General features: G+C 70.0%; 18 protein-coding genes and 1 pseudogene. 7 read left to right on the forward strand and 12 right to left on the reverse strand.

The features are described 5' to 3' along the window. Nucleotides 1-9: 9 nt before the first annotated feature. Nucleotides 10-879 (forward strand): annotated as a pseudogene (locus tag ACFQV6_RS05295) (DUF5667 domain-containing protein); the annotation flags it as partial. Between the two features lie 560 nt (nt 880-1439). Here ACFQV6_RS05295 and ACFQV6_RS05300 read toward each other — a convergent pair. The 5 genes from ACFQV6_RS05300 to ACFQV6_RS05320 all read right to left on the reverse strand — a co-directional run bounded on the left by ACFQV6_RS05300 (nt 1440) and on the right by ACFQV6_RS05320 (nt 5236). After that, nucleotides 1440-2432, reverse strand: coding sequence for a lysophospholipid acyltransferase family protein (locus ACFQV6_RS05300; RefSeq protein ID WP_378026161.1), 993 nt, complete (start codon nt 2430-2432; stop codon nt 1440-1442). Next, entirely contained in the window at nt 2429-3544 is a 1116-nt protein-coding gene (locus ACFQV6_RS05305) for an NAD-dependent epimerase/dehydratase family protein (RefSeq protein ID WP_378026162.1), read from the reverse strand. Before ACFQV6_RS05305 ends, ACFQV6_RS05300 begins: the two co-directional genes overlap by 4 nt. Before the next feature lie 78 nt (nt 3545-3622). Further along, nucleotides 3623-3724, reverse strand: coding sequence for a 30S ribosomal protein bS22 (locus tag ACFQV6_RS05310; protein WP_007465623.1), 102 nt, complete (start codon nt 3722-3724; stop codon nt 3623-3625). A 193-nt stretch (nt 3725-3917) separates the two neighbouring features. Next, nucleotides 3918-4130 carry a helix-turn-helix domain-containing protein gene (locus tag ACFQV6_RS05315; RefSeq protein ID WP_014447695.1) on the reverse strand — a complete coding sequence of 71 codons (213 nt, stop codon included), beginning with the start codon at nt 4128-4130 and terminating at the stop codon, nt 3918-3920. A gap of 185 nt (nt 4131-4315) precedes the next feature. Beyond that, nucleotides 4316-5236 (reverse strand): proline dehydrogenase family protein, encoded by a 921-nt coding sequence (locus tag ACFQV6_RS05320; RefSeq protein WP_378026163.1) that lies wholly within the window; start codon nt 5234-5236, stop codon nt 4316-4318. Between the two features lie 112 nt (nt 5237-5348). Here ACFQV6_RS05320 and ACFQV6_RS05325 point away from each other — a divergent pair, with 112 nt between their 5' ends. After that, nucleotides 5349-5891 carry a CGNR zinc finger domain-containing protein gene (locus ACFQV6_RS05325; RefSeq protein ID WP_378026164.1) on the forward strand — a complete coding sequence of 181 codons (543 nt, stop codon included), beginning with the start codon at nt 5349-5351 and terminating at the stop codon, nt 5889-5891. A gap of 178 nt (nt 5892-6069) precedes the next feature. On the opposite strand, the gene ACFQV6_RS05330 is transcribed toward ACFQV6_RS05325, so the two are convergent. Next, nucleotides 6070-6882, reverse strand: a complete 813-nt coding sequence (locus ACFQV6_RS05330; RefSeq protein WP_378026165.1) for a sugar phosphate isomerase/epimerase family protein — start codon at nt 6880-6882, stop codon at nt 6070-6072. Between the two features lie 84 nt (nt 6883-6966). Here ACFQV6_RS05330 and ACFQV6_RS05335 point away from each other — a divergent pair, with 84 nt between their 5' ends. Beyond that, nucleotides 6967-7803, forward strand: coding sequence for a hypothetical protein (locus tag ACFQV6_RS05335; RefSeq protein WP_378026166.1), 837 nt, complete (start codon nt 6967-6969; stop codon nt 7801-7803). 245 nt (nt 7804-8048) lie between these two features. Here the strand turns inward: ACFQV6_RS05335 and ACFQV6_RS05340 are convergent, their stop codons facing one another. Together ACFQV6_RS05340 and ACFQV6_RS05345 are read right to left on the reverse strand one after the other, a co-directional pair. Continuing rightward, nucleotides 8049-8732 carry a response regulator gene (locus ACFQV6_RS05340; protein WP_378026167.1) on the reverse strand — a complete coding sequence of 228 codons (684 nt, stop codon included), beginning with the start codon at nt 8730-8732 and terminating at the stop codon, nt 8049-8051. 29 nt (nt 8733-8761) lie between these two features. Beyond that, nucleotides 8762-10042: a sensor histidine kinase gene (locus ACFQV6_RS05345; protein ID WP_378026168.1), complete on the reverse strand. Its 1281-nt coding sequence runs from the start codon at nt 10040-10042 to the stop codon at nt 8762-8764. Between the two features lie 196 nt (nt 10043-10238). Here ACFQV6_RS05345 and phoU point away from each other — a divergent pair, with 196 nt between their 5' ends. After that, the gene (phoU, locus tag ACFQV6_RS05350) at nt 10239-10895 is read left to right on the forward strand and encodes a phosphate signaling complex protein PhoU (RefSeq protein ID WP_378026169.1); all 657 of its coding nucleotides are present in this window, start codon (nt 10239-10241) and stop codon (nt 10893-10895) included. 98 nt (nt 10896-10993) lie between these two features. Here phoU and ACFQV6_RS05355 read toward each other — a convergent pair whose 3' ends face one another. Beyond that, nucleotides 10994-11740, reverse strand: coding sequence for a phosphoglyceromutase (locus ACFQV6_RS05355; protein ID WP_378026170.1), 747 nt, complete (start codon nt 11738-11740; stop codon nt 10994-10996). A 137-nt stretch (nt 11741-11877) separates the two neighbouring features. Between ACFQV6_RS05355 and ACFQV6_RS05360 the strand changes: the two genes are divergently transcribed. After that, complete coding sequence (locus ACFQV6_RS05360) at nt 11878-13233, forward strand: MDR family MFS transporter (protein WP_378026171.1); 1356 nt, start codon at nt 11878-11880, stop codon at nt 13231-13233. Between the two features lie 457 nt (nt 13234-13690). Here ACFQV6_RS05360 and ACFQV6_RS05365 read toward each other — a convergent pair whose 3' ends face one another. Beyond that, nucleotides 13691-14179 (reverse strand): YbjN domain-containing protein, encoded by a 489-nt coding sequence (locus ACFQV6_RS05365; protein WP_378026172.1) that lies wholly within the window; start codon nt 14177-14179, stop codon nt 13691-13693. After that, on the reverse strand, nt 14173-15444 hold the full coding sequence (gene mshA, locus ACFQV6_RS05370; protein WP_378026173.1) for a D-inositol-3-phosphate glycosyltransferase: 1272 nt from the start codon (nt 15442-15444) through the stop codon (nt 14173-14175). The genes ACFQV6_RS05365 and mshA overlap by 7 nt, the downstream gene beginning before the upstream one ends. 149 nt (nt 15445-15593) lie before the next feature. Here mshA and ACFQV6_RS05375 point away from each other — a divergent pair, with 149 nt between their 5' ends. Both ACFQV6_RS05375 and ACFQV6_RS05380 read left to right on the forward strand, forming a co-directional pair. Next, nucleotides 15594-16349 carry an SDR family oxidoreductase gene (locus ACFQV6_RS05375; RefSeq protein ID WP_378026174.1) on the forward strand — a complete coding sequence of 252 codons (756 nt, stop codon included), beginning with the start codon at nt 15594-15596 and terminating at the stop codon, nt 16347-16349. Then, complete coding sequence (locus tag ACFQV6_RS05380; protein ID WP_378026175.1) at nt 16350-17105, forward strand: class I SAM-dependent methyltransferase; 756 nt, start codon at nt 16350-16352, stop codon at nt 17103-17105. It begins immediately after the preceding gene. On the opposite strand, the gene ACFQV6_RS05385 is transcribed toward ACFQV6_RS05380, so the two are convergent. Then, a complete protein-coding gene (locus ACFQV6_RS05385) occupies nt 17102-17503 on the reverse strand; it encodes a response regulator (RefSeq protein ID WP_378026176.1) in 402 nt (133 codons plus the stop codon). The genes ACFQV6_RS05380 and ACFQV6_RS05385 overlap by 4 nt on opposite strands. Between the last annotated feature and the right edge of the window lie 50 nt (nt 17504-17553).

Here is a 17553-nt window from a genome sequence, read left to right on the forward strand (position 1 = left end):
CGAGGGGAGGTGCCCACGGTGAAGTTCGCTTTCCTGGACCGCCGTAGCGCCGAGCGCTTCGCGGAACTGATCGACGAGACCGGCGGCGCCGGTCGGCACCACACCCGTGGCAACGCCGACGTGGAGCTCGACCGGCTGGTGGCCATCGGCAACCGCCTCTCCACGGCGCGGCCCGCGGCACCGGTCGACTCCGAGTTCCGCGTCGGCCTGCGCGCCATGCTGGTCGCGACGGCCGATCGGGACGGCATCGGCCGTACCGCGATCGCCGAAGAGTTCGAACCGGCCACCGCGTCCGCGGACGGCGCCCGGCGCCCGATCTTCGGACGGCGGATCCGTGCCCGGGGGGCGATCGTGATCGGCGTCGCCGCCGGCGCGATGGCCGTCTCCGGGATCTCCGCGGCGAGCGAGAGCGCGTCACCGGGCGACGCCCTGTACAGCGTCAAGCGTTCCACCGAGCGGGCTCAGCTGGCGATCGCCGGATCCGACGTGACCCGGGGCCAGCTGTCACTGGACTTCGCGAAGAACCGGCTGGCCGAGGCCGTCGCCATGGACGGCACCGATCCGAGCTTCGGAAACGTGCTCGACGACATGGACGCCGACACCCGCAAGGGAGTCCGGCTGCTCACCACGTCGGCCGTGTCCAACAAGGACGCCAAGCCGCTGACCACGCTGGACGGGTTCGTCACCGGGCAGCGGGCGACCTTCGGCCCGGCGCTGGAGAAGCTCTCCCCGAGCAATCGGGAGCGGGCCCTCGGATCGCTGTCGCTGCTGGAGAACGTGTCCGGGCGTACCGACATGCTGCGGACCGGGCTGCGCTGCGACAAGATCGTGCCGGCCGGAACCGACCAGCTGGGGCCGAAGCTGAAGGACTGCGCCGCGGACTCGGACAGCTCCTCGGGCTCGGACGCGCCGCCGGCGAAGCACGGCAACAAGGGCACCAGCAAGCAGGACGACCAGCGGGTCACGCCGAAGCCGGCGAAGTCGGGTGCCGGCGCGGAGCCGGACGTCACCGGCAAGGCGGTCGTGCCGGGCTCCGGCAAGTCGACGGCTCCGGACAGCCGGCCGACGACCACCGGGACCACGACGACGCCCTCCGGTGCGGCGACGACCCCGCCGGCGACGGGCGAGGACGAGGAAGAAAAGGGCGGTGTGCTGGGCGGACTGCTCGGCGACCTGTTCTGACGCATCCTCGGTGAGACGTGGCGAGGGGCGGTGCCGGAGAAATCCGGGGCCGCCCCTCAATCGTCACTATAGGACGGACCGGACGATTCACTCCAGGCATTCACGCTGATCTGTCACAGCGCCCGCCCGGCTTCCGCCACGACCACTGTCGCGGCCTGACCCTCCGTCGATGGCCTCCGCCGCGGGCCTTGGTCACGGGCCTTGGTCACGGGCCTTGGTCACGGGCCTTGGTCACGGGCCTTGGTCACGGGCCTTGGTCACGGGCCGAACGGGTCCGGGCGCTTCTCCAGGAGTTCGTGCAGGGTGGCCTGGATCGTCTCGCGCACCTGGTCGGCGAGGTTGTAGACGACGAGCGGATCGTCGGCGAACTCGGTGAGGTGCTTGGTCGGGATCGGCGGGCAGAACTGGATCATCCACTTGCTCGGCAGCGGGACCAGGCCCAGCGGTCCCAGCCACGGGAAGGTCGGCGTGACCGGGAAGTACGGAACGCCGAGCAGGCGGGCCAGCGGCTTCAGGTCGGCGAGGATCGGGTAGATCTCCTCGGCTCCGACGATCGCGACCGGGATGATCGGCGTACCGGTGCGCAGTGCGGCCGAGACGAACCCACCGCGACCGAAACGCTGAAGCTTGTAACGCTCCGAGAAGCGCTTGCCGATGCCCTTGAAGCCCTCCGGGAAGACGCCGACGAGCTGATCGTTGTTCATCAGGCGCTCCGCGTCCGGGTTGCAGGCCACCGTCGCGCCGGCCGCCCGGGCCAGCTCGCTCATCACCGGCATCCGGAAGACCAGGTCGGCACCGAGCAGGCGCAGGTGCCTGCGCTGCGGATGCTTGTCGTGCATGGCGACGGTGAGCATCAGGGCGTCCAGCGCGATCGTGCCGGAGTGGTTGCCCACCACCAGCGCGCTGCCGTCGGCCGGCACGTTCTCCATACCGAGGACCTCGGTGCGGAACCAGTCCTTGTAAAGAACCTTGAGCATCGGGTGGAACACGCTCTCGGCGAGTTCCGGGTCGAAGCCGAACTCGTCGACCTCATACGCCCCGGCCAGTCGCCGGCGCAGGAAGGCCAGCCCTCGGGCGACCCGTTCGTCCCAGAGGTCCAGGGTGTCGCTCGCCGGCTGCTCTGCCGAGTGCTGTGCCACGGGCTCCTCCGGGATCGGCCGGCGCCCGTTCACCCGTTGCACCGGGGCGGGCGAGGGCAGCCGGAACTCGGCGTGCCCGGGCAGCATGTCGCGGAACTCGTCCTGGCTCACGATCGGTCAACTCCGGCGCCGGACCCGCCGGTTGCGGCACCCGCCGTGGTCGGGGTGGGAGAATCGGCGGCCGCCCGCACCTTGCGGATGCCGTCCAGGATTGCCCGCTCGGCGGCGGCGAGCCGGTCCGCCGTGACCGTGGAGCCCGCGGCGTGCGCCTTGATGAAGTCCTCGAAGGCTTCCGCTGTGCTGCGCGGGGTGAAGCCGAACTCGCGGATCAGCTGGGTGGTGTCCACCACCCGGCCGTGCACGAAGAGGTCGATCTGGTCCAGCCCGATCTGCTCGACGCCGAGGTTGCGCAGCAGCGCGGCTCCGGTGGAGAGCGCCGACTCGGGCAGCGGCAGGGCGACACGGCCGGCCCGGCGGACCGCCTGGGCGAGCATCAGCACGCCGGCACCGGCGACGTTGAAGGTGCCCGGGTGGTCCTCGGTCACCGACCGGTGCAGGATCTCCAGCGCGTCCTCGAGGTGCACGAACTGCAGCCGCGCGTCGCGGCCGAGCACGGTCGGGACCACCGGCTGGGTGAAGTAGCGGGTCAGCGACGTCTCGGCGGACGAGCTGATCATCGGGGCGAAGCGGAGCACGGTCGCGGCCACCTCGGGACGGCGGCGGCGGAAACCCCTGACATACCCCTCGATGTCGAGGATGTCGCGCGCGAACGGACCGCGCGGCACGGCGCGGGGCTCGGTGTCCTCGGTGAACACGGCCGGATCGCGGAACGAGGCGCCGTACGCGGCCGTGGAGGAGCGCACCACGAGCTTGCGCAGCCTGCTCGCGCCCTGCGCGGCAGCCAGCACCTGCATGGTGCCGATGACGTTCTGTTCCTTCATCGCCGCGCGGCCGCCGTGCTGAGCATCCGGCACGCCGGTCACGGCAAGGTGCACGACCGCTTCGGCACCGAGCTCGGAGATCGCCTCGGTGGCCGCGCGCGCGTCAGCCCGGATCCGCTCCACCCCCTCGAGCAGGCCCAGAAGGCGTGCCGGAGGGTCGTGCGGATCCAGGCCGACGACGCGGTCGATCCGAGGATCAGCGGCGAGGCGTGCGGCCACCCGAGCGCCGAGATAACGGCTGACTCCGGTGACCACGACAACGCTGGGCGGTGAGGTCACCACGGGTGCACCTTTCGATGCGAAGCCTCGAAGGATTTCGGCAAGAGCCGGTAAGGGCCGGGTCGATCACCCGGCCCGCCGTCACTTGCCGAGACGGCGACGCTGGACGCGGGTCTTGCGCAGCAGCTTGCGGTGCTTCTTCTTCGCCATACGCTTGCGGCGCTTCTTGACCACGGAGCCCATACGAAAAGCCTCTCGAAACCATGTTGGGTGGAGCCGGCGCGCCTGATGAGGGGCACGGCCGGAACCGGACTGGACGGCGCCCGGAACGACGGCGCCACCACGCGGTGTTAAGCACGGTGGCGCACACAGGACCCGGGAACCAACCGGTCAAGAGTACCGGCACGCTCTTGCCGAGCCAACAGGGCCCCGCCCGTCAGGCGCTTTGCGAGAAGGCGCCGCGAAGATATTCATGTACCGCGTGCTCGGGCACCCGGAACGATCGGCCGACTCGGACCGCGGTGAGATCACCGCCGTGCACGAGCCGGTATACGGTCATTTTGGAAACCCGCATGAGCGCGGCCACCTCGGCAACCGTCAGGAAACGGACTTCGGAGAGCCGTTCCTCGGTCTGGGCTGGACCCGTCATCTCGCGTCGCACCGATCCTTTCGCAGGCACGATCGCCGTGACCGGCCCAGTGGCGCCGCGGCGGACTACGTGCGTGTCATCAGAACGGTATCGATACGGCTGTGACCAACGCGATACGTTCAGTGAAATGACCACAAAAAGTCAAGGCTGACACGCCGGATTCGGCCCTTTATCGCCCGAATGCGTTACTTTTTCGACTTCACGGCTCGGGCCAGGACCGCCATGTTCGCCGGACGCTCGGCGAGGCGGCGCATCAGGTAGCCGTACCACTGGTCGCCGTAGGGCAGGTAGACGCGCACGGTGTGGCCGCCGGCGGCGAGCCGTGCCTGCTCCTCCGGCCGTACGCCGTAGAGGAGCTGGAACTCGTACTCCCCGGTGGAGCGGTCGAACCAGCGGGCCCGGTCCTCGGCGATCGCGATCAGCCGCGGGTCGTGGGTCGCCACCATCGGGTAACCCTCCCCCGACATCAGGATGTTCAGGCACCGCACATAGGACTTGTCCACGTCCAGCGCCGACTGGAACGCCACCGACTCCGGTTCGGAGTAGGCACCCTTGCAGAGCCGCACCCGGGAACCCGCCGTCGCCAGCTCCCGGCAGTCCCCCTCGGTCCGCCGCAGATGGGCCTGGAGCACCGCCCCCGTCGACGGGAACTCTCGCCGCAGCTCGAGCAGCGTCTCCAGAGTCGCGTCGGTGGTGGTGTGGTCCTCGGCGTCGAGCGTCACCGTCGTACCGGCCTCGGCGGCGGCCTTGCAGATCGAGTGCGCGTACTCGTACGCAAGCTTGTCGTCTGTCTCCTGCCCCAGAGCCGAAAGTTTCAGGCTCACCTCGACCGCCGGTGTCAGCCCGGCCTCGCGCAGCCGGCCGAGAACAGCGAGGTACTCGTCGCGGGTGGCCGCCGCCTGCTCGGGCGTGCCGGTGTCCCCGCCCAGGTGATCCAGGCTCACGGTGAGGCCGTCGTCGGCCAGCTCGCGGCTCACCCGCAGAGCCTCGTCGGCGCTGCGGCCGGCGACGAAACGCCGCACGATCCCTTTACTGACAGGCGCGGACTCGATCATCCGCTCGAGCCGGGCAGAGCCGGCCGCGGCGAGGAAAAGGGAACGGAACATGCGCCGAGCGTAACGTCCGGAACCGTCCCCAGCCCGGTACCGACGTCCCGATTCGCACGTCCCGGGCACCACATGCGTGCCCCTGGGGCTCAGGTGAGGCTACCGTTGGCGGGTGAACTTCGATGCGTACGCCCGGACGGCGGTCGACCTCGTCAACGCCGGCCTGGACGACCTCGCCGGGCTGCGAGCCCTGTTCTCCGGCGAACAGGGCTACATGCGGGACCAGGTCGGTGAGAAGGACCTCGCCGTGTTCCGCCGCGCCCAGCGGCGACTGCGCGAAGTCTTCGAGTACGGCACGTCGGGCCGTGACGGCGAGGCGGTACGCGAGATCAACGCGCTCCTAGAGGCGTACCCGGTGCAGCCGCGCATCTCCGGGCACGACGCCAGCGACTGGCACATGCACGTGACCAGCCGCGGGGCCTCCGTCAGCGCGGAATACCTGGCCGGGGCCGCGTGGGGTCTGTCCGTGTGGCTCTGCGAGTACGGTAGCGCCCGGTTCGGCATCTGCGCCGACGAGCGCTGCGGCAACGTCTACCTCGACACGTCGTCGAACAACTGCCGCCGCTTCTGCTCAGAACGCTGCGCGACCCGCTCGCACGTGGCGGCACACCGGGCCCGCAAGCGCGCCGCCACCACGAGCCTGACGCCCGCGTAACCGCCGCGGGCGCACACGCTGATCTTCTGGCGAGGCAGTCGGCTTCCGTGCGCGCTCATCAACCCCGCGCGGGGCAGCCGGCGCGCACGTTGAGGTTCGGTGCGCGGCTGCTCACGTCAGGGGCTCACCCGGCGCGCACGCGACCCCAACGTGTGCGGTTGCATCCGGAAGGAGGGCCTCACGCCGGCGTGATCGCCGTTTCAGCCGGCATCAGATAGCGGCGGGCGAACTCCAGGGACTCGCGCAGGTCGGCCTCACGCGCCGGCCGGCTGGCCGCCTTGCGCGTGTTGATCTCGAGCGCCACCGAACCGGCGAAGCCCCGACCGGCCAGCGACCGCAGCAGCTCCGCACACGGCTGGTTGCCGCGACCCGGCACCAGGTGCTCGTCCCGGCCCTCGCCGGTGCCGTCACCCAGGTGCACGTGCTTGAGCCCGGCACCCATCTTGTCGGCCATCGCCAGCGCGTCGATCCGCGACGCCGCACAGTGCGAAAGGTCCAGCGTGTACGCGTCGAAGCCGGTCTCGGTCGGATCCCAGCCCGGCGTGTAGGGCACGAACCAGCGGCCCGCCATCTTCACCGGGAACATGTTCTCCACCGCGAAACGCAGGTCCGGATGGCGGCCCTGCACCTTGGCCAAGCCCTCGGCGAAGTTCTTCGCGTAGTCGCGCTGCCAGGTGAACGGCGGATGCACCACAACGGTCGGCGCGCCCAGCGACTCGGCGAGCTGGGCCGCACGGCTGAGACGCTCCCAGGGGTCCGAGCTCCACACCCGCTGGGTCACCAGCAGACAGGGCGCATGGACCGACAGGACCGGGACGTCGTAGTGCTCGGACAGGCCTTTCAGGGCGCCGGCGTCCTGACTGACGGCGTCGGTCCACACCATGACCTCGAGGCCGTCGTAGCCGACCGTTGCTGCCATCTCGAACGCCGCAGCCGTCGGCTCCGGGAAGACCGAGGAGCTGGAGAGAAGCACGGGAACGCGGGAACTCACGCCTCAAGGGTAGCCGCGCCAGCCACGCCCGGATATATCAGCTCTAAACGGTCATGATCCATCGGTGGGCGTACGCTGACCCGGATGAGCCGCACGCAGCCACCCCGGGAAGTACCGCTCGACTTCCCTCGGGAATGGATCGAGTTCCTGGATCCCGCCGACGACCAGCACCTCGTCCGTGCCGACCTGACCTGGCTGCTTTCCCGCTGGACCTGCGTGTTCGGCTCCGCCTGCCGCGGGATCCTGCCCGGCCGCGCCGAGGACGGCTGCTGCTCACACGGCGCCTTCTTCACTGACGCCGACGACGAGAACCGTCTCAAGGTCGCCGCCGCGAAACTCACCCCGGAGACCTGGCAGCACCACCGGCGCGGGTTCAAGAACTACACCGAGGTGGACACGGTCGACGGAACCAAACCCGCACGGCGTACGGCCACCAGATCAGGTGACGGCCCCTGCATCTTCCTCAACGACGCCGACTTCCCGGGCGGCGGCGGCTGCGCCCTGCACGGCCAGGCCCTCCGCGACGGCGTCCACCCCTTGAAGTACAAGCCCGACGTCTGCTGGCAACTCCCGGTCCGCCGCGAACAGGACTGGATCACCCGAGCCGACGGCACCAAGCTCTTGCAGTCCACTTTGACCGAGTTCGACCGCCGCGGCTGGGGCCCCGGCGGCCACGACCTCGCCTGGTGGTGCACGTCGTCCCCGGACGCCCACGTCGGCACCGAACCGATGTACCTCAGCTACGCGCCGGAGCTGACCGAACTGGTCGGCGAGGCCGCCTACAAGAAGCTGGCGGAACTCTGCTCCGCCCGCATCAAGTCGGGCCTGATCGCCATCCACCCCGCCACGACACGCGCCGCGGCCCCGAAGCGGCGCGGCGGACGCGAGCCGGCCTCCCCGCGCGCCGCCCAGGATCTGTGAGCTCGGCCCTCCCCGCTCTGCCCTCCCTGCTCTGCCCGCCGCGCCCCGCTGCGCCCCGCCGCGATCTTGTGAAGTTCGCGCACCCCGTTGGTGCAGAACTCCACAAGATCGCGGCGGGGCAGAGCAGGCGGCCGGGCAGAGCAGGGCGACCGCGTGGCAGAGCGGGCGGCCAAGCGGCCCGGCAGAACGGACAGCCCGGCAGAACGGGCAACCCGACAGAGCGGGCAGCCGGACAGAACGTTCTTCTACGGCTCGAACTTGTACCCGAGACCACGAACCGTAACGATGTAGCGCGGCGCCGAGGGCTCCGGTTCGACCTTGGAGCGCAGCCTCTTGACGTGGACGTCGAGGGTCTTCGTGTCGCCGACGTAATCGGCGCCCCAGACGCGGTCGATGAGCTGGCCGCGGGTGAGGACCCGGCCCGCGTTGCGCAGCAGCAGCTCGAGGAGTTCGAACTCCTTGAGCGGCAGCTGCACCCCGGTGCCGTCGACGGTCACGACGTGACGTTCGACGTCCATCCGGACCGGGCCGGCGGCGAGCGTCGGGGTGGTCACCTCGGCGGCTTCGGCGCCCTGGCGCCGCAGGACGGCACGGATTCGGGCGACTAGTTCGCGCGGCGAGTACGGCTTGGTGACGTAGTCGTCGGCGCCGATCTCCAGGCCGACGACTTTGTCGATCTCGCTGTCGCGGGCGGTGACCATGATGATCGGAACGGCGGAGCGCTGCCGCAACTGGCGGCACACCTCGGTGCCGGACATCTCCGGCAGCATGAGGTCGAGCAGCACGATGTCGGCACCGGTCCGGTCGAACTGCGTGAGCGCCGAGGTTCCGGTCGCAGCGACCGAGACTTCGAATCCCTCTTTACGCAGCATGTATGACAGGGCGTCGGAGAACGACTCCTCGTCCTCGACCACGAGCACGCGGGCCAATGAAGTTCCTTCCGTCGTCGGTAGCCGGGTCAGCGCCCGGCCACACCGGACTCGATCTCAATCGCCGTCGGTGACGGCGAGGGGGATTCGGGGGGTCGCGCCGGTAGGCGCAGGGTGAACGTAGAACCGTCGCCGAGTGAACTGGTCACGTCGACCCGGCCACCGTGGTTGGTGGCGATGTGCTTGACGATGGCCAGGCCGAGGCCTGTTCCACCGGTGGAGCGGGACCGGGCCTGATCTGCCCGGTAGAACCGTTCGAAGATCCGGTCGACGTCCTGCGGCGAGATGCCGATGCCCTGGTCGGTGACGTCGATCTCGATCCAGTCCTCGCTCTGCCGCATGGCGAGCGAGACCTTCGTGTCGGGGCCGGAGTACGCGATGGCGTTCTCGACCAGGTTGGTGACCGCTGTGGCGATCTGGCTGTCGCTGCCGTAGACCGTTGAGCCCTTGGGTCCGTCGTACACGATCTCGATGCTCTTGGCCGAGGCCGTGGTGCGGGTGCGATCGATCACCTCGGCGATGACCCAGTCCAGCGGGACCGGTTCGGGGTTGGGCAGTGGTTCGGCGCCCTGCAGGCGGCTGAGTTCGAGCAACTCGTTGACGAGCCGGCCCATGCGGGCGGATTCGTGGTGGATCCGTTCGGCGAAGCGGCGGGCGGCGAGCAGGTCCTCGGACTGCGCCTCGGGTGCCGATTCCTGGAGCTGGGTGGCGTCGAGCAGGGCTTCGGCCAGGAGCTGGAGTGCCCCGATGGGGGTTTTCAGCTCGTGGCTGACGTTGGCGACGAAGTCACGGCGGACGCGAGCCAGGCGGTGCGACTCGGTCACGTCGGCGGCCTCGACCGCGACGTGCGTGGCGTTGAGGGCAACCGCGCGCAGGTGCAGGCCCAGGGGGGCCTGAGCGCCACCGGCACGACCGCGGGGCAGATCAAGTTCAACTTCTCGGCGTACGCCTGTGCGGCGCACCTGACCCGCAAGGGTACGCAGGATCGGGTGTGCCGCGATGGTGCCGGGCGCACCGCCGGAGCGGAGCAGCCCCATCGCCCGCGCCGCGGGATTGACCAGCACGGGGAAGTCGTCCGCGTCGAGGACGACCACGCCGACGCGCAGCGAGTCGAGGCTCTTTCGTCCGAGCCCCTTGAGGCTGTGCTTGCCTGCCGGGCGGTCGTCGTCCGGTTCGATGGTGGCTCTCCCCTCCAGCGGTCGCGGCTGGGCTTTTCCTCCCGGCCGGCGAACCCGGGCCAGGGTCAGCCCCGCTCCCACGCCGACGGCGAGCGCAGCTGAGACGAGGCCGACGGCATATTCCCACTCCACGCTGCGATCGTAGGGTCATTGTTTACCTGGGCTACAGGGCTAAAGGTGCAAAACCGGCGCACGTCGAAGAATGTTCACCACCGCGCCCGGCGTCGTTCACCGCTGTTCATGTCGACGCTGCCGACTCGACCTAGCGTGGGCAGCACACCGGCCGACGCCCGCCGATCGGGCCGGCCCTGAGCACCGGGACCAGAACATGCGCGAGGAGTACCAGGCCGACCTCATCGAGGTCGGCCGTCTGTTGGTGACCATGGCGGAGTCGGTTCGCGCCGCGCTCCGCAAGGCGACGACCGCGCTGCTGACCGCGGACCTCAAGGCCGCCGAAGCGGTGATCGAGCGGGACGTCGAGGTGGACAAGATCTACGAGCAGGTCGAGGCGAAGGTGGCGGACACCATCGCCCGGCAGGCGCCGGTCGCGAGTGACCTGCGCCGGGTGATCACCGCCCTGCACATCTCCGCCGACCTCGAGCGGATGGGTGACCTGGCCGAGCACGTGGCGAAGACCGCGCGGCGCCGGCACCCGTCGCCGGCCGTACCGGCGGAGCTGCGCCCGACCTTCCAGCAGATGGCGGAGGTGGCGGACCGGATGGCGGAGAGGATCACCACCCTGCTCCAGAACCCCGACCCGGCGGCCGCCGCGGAGCTGGAGAAGGAGGACGACGCGATCGACGACCTCGAGCGTCACCTCTTCAAGATCATGCTGGACGACGACTGGCCCTACGGCGCGGAGACCGCGATCGACGGTGCGCTGCTCGGCCGGTTCTACGAGCGTTACGCGGACCACGCCGTGAACATCGGCGAGCACCTGTTCTACCTGATCACCGGGGAGCCGGCGAACCCCGTACAGGACTGAATCGATCCGGGCCGGCAGCGAACCGCCGCCGCCTGAGGATCCGAAGGCCGGGACGCCACGGGGGCGTCCCGGCCTTCGTCGTTCCGAGATGAAGAAGGTCAGCGGCCTTGGTTCGCCACCGCGGCGGCGGCCTCCTTGGCGGCGGCCGGGTCGAGGTAGGTGCCGCCCGCGTTGAGGGGCCGCAGGTTCTCGTCCAGGTCGTAGCGCAGCGGGATGCCGGTCGGGATGTTGAGCTTGGCGATCGCCTCGTCGGAGACCTGGTCGAGGTGCTTGACGATGGCGCGAAGCGAGTTGCCGTGCGCCGCGACGAGCACGGTCTTGCCGGCGCGCAGGTCCGGGACGATCGCGTCGTACCAGTAGGGCAGCGCCCGCAGCAGGACGTCCTTCAGGCACTCCGCCTTCGGCAGGATCTCCGGCGGCAGGTCCGCGTACCGGACGTCGCCGGCCTGGGAGAACTCGTCGCCGTCCTCGATCGAGGGCGGCGGTACGTCGTACGACCGGCGCCAGAGCATGAACTGCTCCTCGCCGTACGCCTCGAGGGTCTGCTTCTTGTCCTTGCCCTGCAGGGCGCCGTAGTGGCGCTCGTTGAGCCGCCAGGAGCGCTTCACCGGGATCCAGTGGCGGTCGGTGATGTGCAGTGCGATCTCGCTGGTCCGGATGGCCCGGCGAAGCAGGCTGGTGTGCACCACGTCGGGCAGCACCCCCTGCTCCTTGAGGAGTTCGCCGCCGCGCCGAGCCTCGTCCTCACCCGTGGCGTCCAGGTCGACGTCGACCCAGCCGGTGAAGAGGTTCTTGGCGTTCCACTCGCTTCTGCCGTGCCGCAGCAGCACCAGGGTTCCAGTCATGAGGACATCTTCCCCCGCGGCGGTGGCGGCCGTGCGACCACCCGGTACGTGGCCGCCGCCACAGTGAAACTCGATTGCGCGGCACCCCGGGCCGTCAGCAAACATGACGTGATCACTGCTTACCGGGGGAGGCCGTCGTGCGGGGTTGGCTGCGGGAGGCCGCGGGCGGGTTGCCCCGGCAGTTCTGGTTCCTCTGGACCGGCACCCTGGTCAACCGGCTCGGCGCCTTCGTGGTGCTCTTCCTGAGCATCTACCTCACCAGCGACCGGCACTTCACGCAGAGCCAGGCCGGCATCGTCCTCGGCCTGTACGGCGTGGGCGGCGCGATCGGCACCATGACCGGCGGTGTCCTTGCCGACCGCTGGGGCCGCCGGCCGACCATGCTGATCGCCCAGTCCGGCGCGGCCGCCCTGATGCTGACGCTCGGCTTCGCGCACACCTACGCGCAGATCGCCGTGGTGACCCTGCTGCTCGGGCTGTTCGCCGAGGGGGTCCGGCCGGCCTTCTCGGCGATGATGGTCGACGTCGTCCCGGAGCACGACCGGGTCCGGGCGTACTCGCTGAACTACTGGGCGATCAACCTGGGCTTCGCGCTCGCCGCGGTCGCGGCCGGCCTGGCCGCGCAGGTCGACTACTTCCTGCTGTTCGCCGTCGACGCGGGCACCACCGGAATCACCGCGATCATCACCGCGGTGTTCCTGGCCGAGACCCGCCCGGCACGCACGCACACCGTGGCGACCGGGATCGCCGCGCCGGGCATGGGCGCCGCGCTGAAGGACCGGGTGTTCCTGGTCTACCTGCTGCTCAGCCTCGCGTCGGTGCTGGTGATCCTCCAGCACGCGTCGACCCTGCCGATCGCGATGCTCGCCGACGGCTTCTCGGCGGCCACCTACGGCCTGGTGATCGCGGTGAACGGCGTCCTGATCGTGCTGGGGCAGCTCTTCGTGCCCAAGCTGATCGTCGGCCGCGACAGTGCCCGGGTGCTGGCCCTCGCGGGCCTGATCATCGGTGCCGGCTTCGGGCTCGTGGCGTTCGCCGAGTCCGCCTGGATGTACGCGGTCACCGTGATCATCTGGACGCTCGGCGAGATGCTCCAGTCGCCGAGCAACGCGGCCACCGTCGCGGCCCTGTCGCCACCCGCGCTGCGCGGCCGCTACCAGGGCCTGCACTCGCTGACCTGGTCGATCGGCACGGCATTGGGCCCGGTCCTCGGCGGCCTGGTCCTGCAGAAGGCGGGGGACGCGACGCTCTGGCTCGGCTGTTTCGCACTGTGCGCCCTGGCGTCCGCCGGGCAGCTTCTCGCGGGTCCGGCGCGGGCCCGGCGAGCGGAGCAGCAGCGCCGGCATGAGGCAGTGATCGCGGCGGAGGAGGAACTGGCGTCGCCGGGCGGGAACGGACCTCGCCAACGGAACAGATCGGGCGGCGCGTCAATCGGGCGGTTAGAAGCCTCGAATACACAGATGTCGAATGGGGGATCTCCCGGCCGCTCGTAACAACTGTGTGTTCGAGGAAACAGGGCAGAAACAAAAGCGCCGGCGGCGGCGGGCGACACCCATCCCCATAGGCGCCGCCCGCACTAACCGCCGGTCTCGGGTCGCGCCGTCCCCCAACGGCTCATGCCACCCGTCCCCAAACGCCGATCCGTGGCGACCGTTGCCGATCGACCCGTTCCCCGAACTAACGGTTCGGCGTCCATCGACCACGCTAGTTGGGGCAGTCAAGCCTCACAACCCGATTCCGTGTCGACATCTGTCTTGACCGTCACATTCCCCAACAACCAACCGATCGGCTGATCCGCCAATCACTCGTCCGGGTTCTGAAGAGGGAGGAAATTACTACGCCCGGGAAAATGACAGCGGGCATCCCGGGAAGCGTTATGAGAACCTTCGCCCACGCCACCCGGTATGAAGATCCACATCGGACCGGTTTCGCGGCCGGATATAGCTACGATCACTCGGGCTTGTCGTCACCGGCGAGGTGCTTGAACGCCTGGAGGTTGGCGAGCGATTCGCCCCGCTTGACCCGCCACTCCCACTCCCGGCGGATCGACGAGCCGAAGCCGAGCTCCAGCATGGTGTCGAACGACTCGTCGGCGTAGGTGAGGACCGATCCGAGCAATCTGTCCAGTTCGTCCTCGTCCAGGCCCTTCAACGAGACCCGTCCGGTCAGATAGATGTCGCCCACCGCGTCGATCGAGAAGGTGACGCCGTACATCCGGGCGTTGCGGCGCAGCAGCCAGGCCCAGACGTCCTCGTGGCGCTCGTCCGGCCGGCGCATCACGAACGCCTCGATCCGCAGCGAGTGCTCGCCCACGATCAGGTTGCAGGCGGTCTTGAGCTTGTGCGTGCCGGGGAGGCTGGCCACGTACGAACTGTCGCCCGTGGACTCCCACTCCAGTTCCCGCTCGGTCAGCACCCGCTCGATCAGTTCGGTCACCATGCGCACGTCGCCTTCTCGAGTCGCGCCGCGATCAGCGCCCGATGCTCGCTCACCGCGTCACGGTAGACCTCCAGCAGGCCGTCGGCGGTGCGGTCCCAGGAGAACTGGGAGGCGTGGGCGACCGCACCGCCGGCGAGCCGGTGGCGGTACCCGGGTGCGTCGAGGAGCCGTTGCAGCACCCGCGCCCAGTCTCCGGCGCCGTGCCCGTCGATCAGGACACCGCTGATGCCGTCGCGGACCGCGGTGACCAGACCGCCGACAGCGGCCGCGACCACCGGGGTGCCGCAGGCCTGTGCCTCCAGCGCCACCAGTCCGAACGACTCGTTGTAGGAGGGCACCGCGACCAGGTCCGCGGCGCGGTAGAGGGCGGCCAGGTCGGCGCCGGTCTGCGGCGGCAGGAACACCACCGAGTCGCTGACACCGAGCGACGCGGCCAGTTCGATCAGCGAGGTGGGCCGGTCCAGGCCGCTGCCGCTCGGGCCGCCGCAGATCACCACGGTGACGTCCGAGGCACCGCGCGCACGCATCTCGGCGACCGCGGAGATCAGCACGTCGGGCGCCTTGAGCGGCTGGATCCGGCCGACGAAGGCGACGATCCGGCCGTGCTCCGGCAGGCCGAACCGGGCGCGGTCGGCGATGCCGGGGCGGAACCGCTCCAGGTCGACGCCGGGCTGCACCACGCTGACCAGCGACGGGTCGGCCTGGTAGTGGGTGATCAGGTCCTGGGCCTCGAACCGGGTGTTGGCGACCAGCCGGTCCGACTCCGCGACCACCTGCTCCTCGCCGATCAGCCGGGACTTCGGCTCGGGCCGGTCACCGGCCGCGATGAACCGGTTCTTGACCTTGGCGAGAGTGTGCGCGGTGTGCACATGCGGTACGCCCCACCGCTCCCGGGCGAGCCAGCCGACCTGCCCGGAGAGCCAGTAGTGCGAGTGGATCAGGTCGTAGTGTCCGGGCGGGTGCGCCGCCTCCGCCCGCAGCACGCCGTTGGCGAAGGCGCAGAGCTGGGAGGGCAACTCCTCCTTGGCCAGCCCCTCGAACGGCCCGGCGGTGACGTGCCGGACGTGGACACCGGGGTGCATCTCGACAAGGGGCGGCAGGCCACTGGCCGTCGCCCTGGTGAAGATCTCCACCTCGACACCGCGCGCTGCCAGCCGCTTGGCCACCTCGACGATGTAGACGTTCATGCCGCCCGCGTCGCCGGTGCCCGGCTGCTCCAGTGGCGACGTGTGCACCGAGAGGGTGGCGATGCGCCGTGGCGTCACGGATAACCCTCCGGAAGTCGAGTGTGAAAACTTGTTGCGCCAACGTTCATCTTCCCCATCGGCGTTCGCCGAACCACCATGTAACCGACCGAGGGTGATCCAGGTCATGGGGAACGGGTGTAACGCGGGTCGTGCGAGAGGATCGGGGCATGCCAAACATCGCAGTCGTCACCGGTGCGTCCAGCGGTATCGGCGCCGCCACGGCACGCCGGCTCGCCGCCGAGGGATTCCACGTCGTCGTCGCGGCCCGGCGGGCCGACCGGCTCGAGGCGCTGGTGAAGGAGCTCGGCCCGAACGCGACAGCGGTCGCCTGCGACATCACCTCGGACGACTCGGTGGCCAATCTCACCGAGGTGGTGGCCGGCCTCGATGGCCCGCTGACCCTGCTGGTCAACAACGCCGGCGGTGCCCACGGTGCGGACCCGGTCGCCGCCGGGTCCGTCGACGACTGGCAGTGGATGTACGACGTGAACGTCCTCGGCACCCTCCGGGTGACCAAGGCGCTGCTCCCGGCGCTGGAGGCGAGCGGCCGCGGGACGATCGTGACGGTCGGGTCCACCGCGGCGTTCACCGTCTACGAGGGAGGCGGTGGGTACACGGCGGCCAAGCACGCACAGACCGCACTGGTCGGGACACTGCGGCTGGAACTCTCCGGCAAGCCGATCCGGGTGATCGAGATCGATCCGGGCATGGTGCGCACCGACGAGTTCGCGCTCAACCGCTTCGCCGGCGACCGGGACCGGGCCGACTCGGTCTACGCGGGGGTCAGGGAACCGCTCGTCGCCGACGACATCGCCGACGTGATCACGTTCGCCGCGACCCGGCCGCAGCACGTCAACATCGACCGGCTGGTGATCCGCCCGATCGCGCAGGCGGCTCAGCACAAGGTGCACCGGGAGGAATAGGTGAAACCGCTCGGCGCGATCACCAGGGGGACCACGAACCCCAACCGGCTGCGCCGCGTCGACAACTTCATCGCGTACCACTGCGCCGTTGATCTTAAAAAGGCGGCGCAGCCGCTGGTGATCGATCTTGGTTACGGTGCGTCGCCGGTCACGGCCGTGGAACTTCGGGGCAGGCTGGCGGCCGCGGTCCGTGCGGACGTCGCGGTGGTCGGTCTGGAGATCGATCCGGTACGGGTGAACGCCGCTCAGCCGTTCGCCGACCCGCCCTGGCTCGAGTTCCGCCGCGGCGGATTCGAACTGGCCGGCCTGACCCCGGTGGTGGTGCGCGCGTTCAACGTGCTGCGCCAATATGCCGAGGAGGAGGTGGTGGCCGCCTGGCACACGATGACCGCCACCGGCGCCACCCTGATCGAGGGCACCTGCGACGAGCTCGGCCGCATCGCCACCTGGGCGGTCGTCGAGGCGGGTGTGCCGCGGACCCTGACCCTGTCCGCCCGGCTGCCGGCGCTGGAGCATCCGGCGATCTTCGCGGAACGGCTGCCGAAGGCGCTGATCCACCACAACGTGCCCGGCCATCCGGTGCACGAGCTGCTCCGGGCACTCGGCCGGGCCTGGGAGACCGAGGCCACCCCGTTCGGGCCGCGCCAGCGCTGGCCGGCCACGGTCCGCCGGATGCGTGACGAGGGATGGCCGGTGCTCGGCGGCCCGGCCCGGTGGCGGCTCGGCGAGCTGACCCTGCCCTGGCCCGGGGCTTAGGCCTGATCGGTGTCGCCGAGCGCCGCCTTCAGCGCCTGGAGCAGGGCGTCGGCGGTGAACGGCTTCTTCACCAGCACGTCGTCCTCCTCGATCTGCCCCTTGCTGACCGCGATGTCCTTGGGCAGACCGGACACGAACACCACACCGATGCCCGGCCGCAGGTCGCGCACGGTCTTGGCGAGGTCGCCCCCGGACACACCGGGCAGCGTGAGGTCGGTGATCAACGCGTTGATCTCACCGGGGTGGTCCCGGCAGATCGGGATGGCCTCGTCGGGTTCCCCGGCCGCCAGCGTCGCGTATCCGCGCCGCTCCAGCATGCGGCGCATGATGTCACGCAGATCCTCTTCGTCGTCGACGACCAGGACTGTCGGCCTCTCGGCCACCGGCGCCTCGGACATTCATGCCTCCTCCGGCTGGGGTAGTTCTCACGCTAGCCGCCGCCCGGTGC

This window comes from Actinoplanes sp. GCM10030250, from assembly GCF_042666575.1.
In the GTDB taxonomy this organism is placed as follows: Bacteria; Actinomycetota; Actinomycetes; order Mycobacteriales; family Micromonosporaceae; genus Actinoplanes.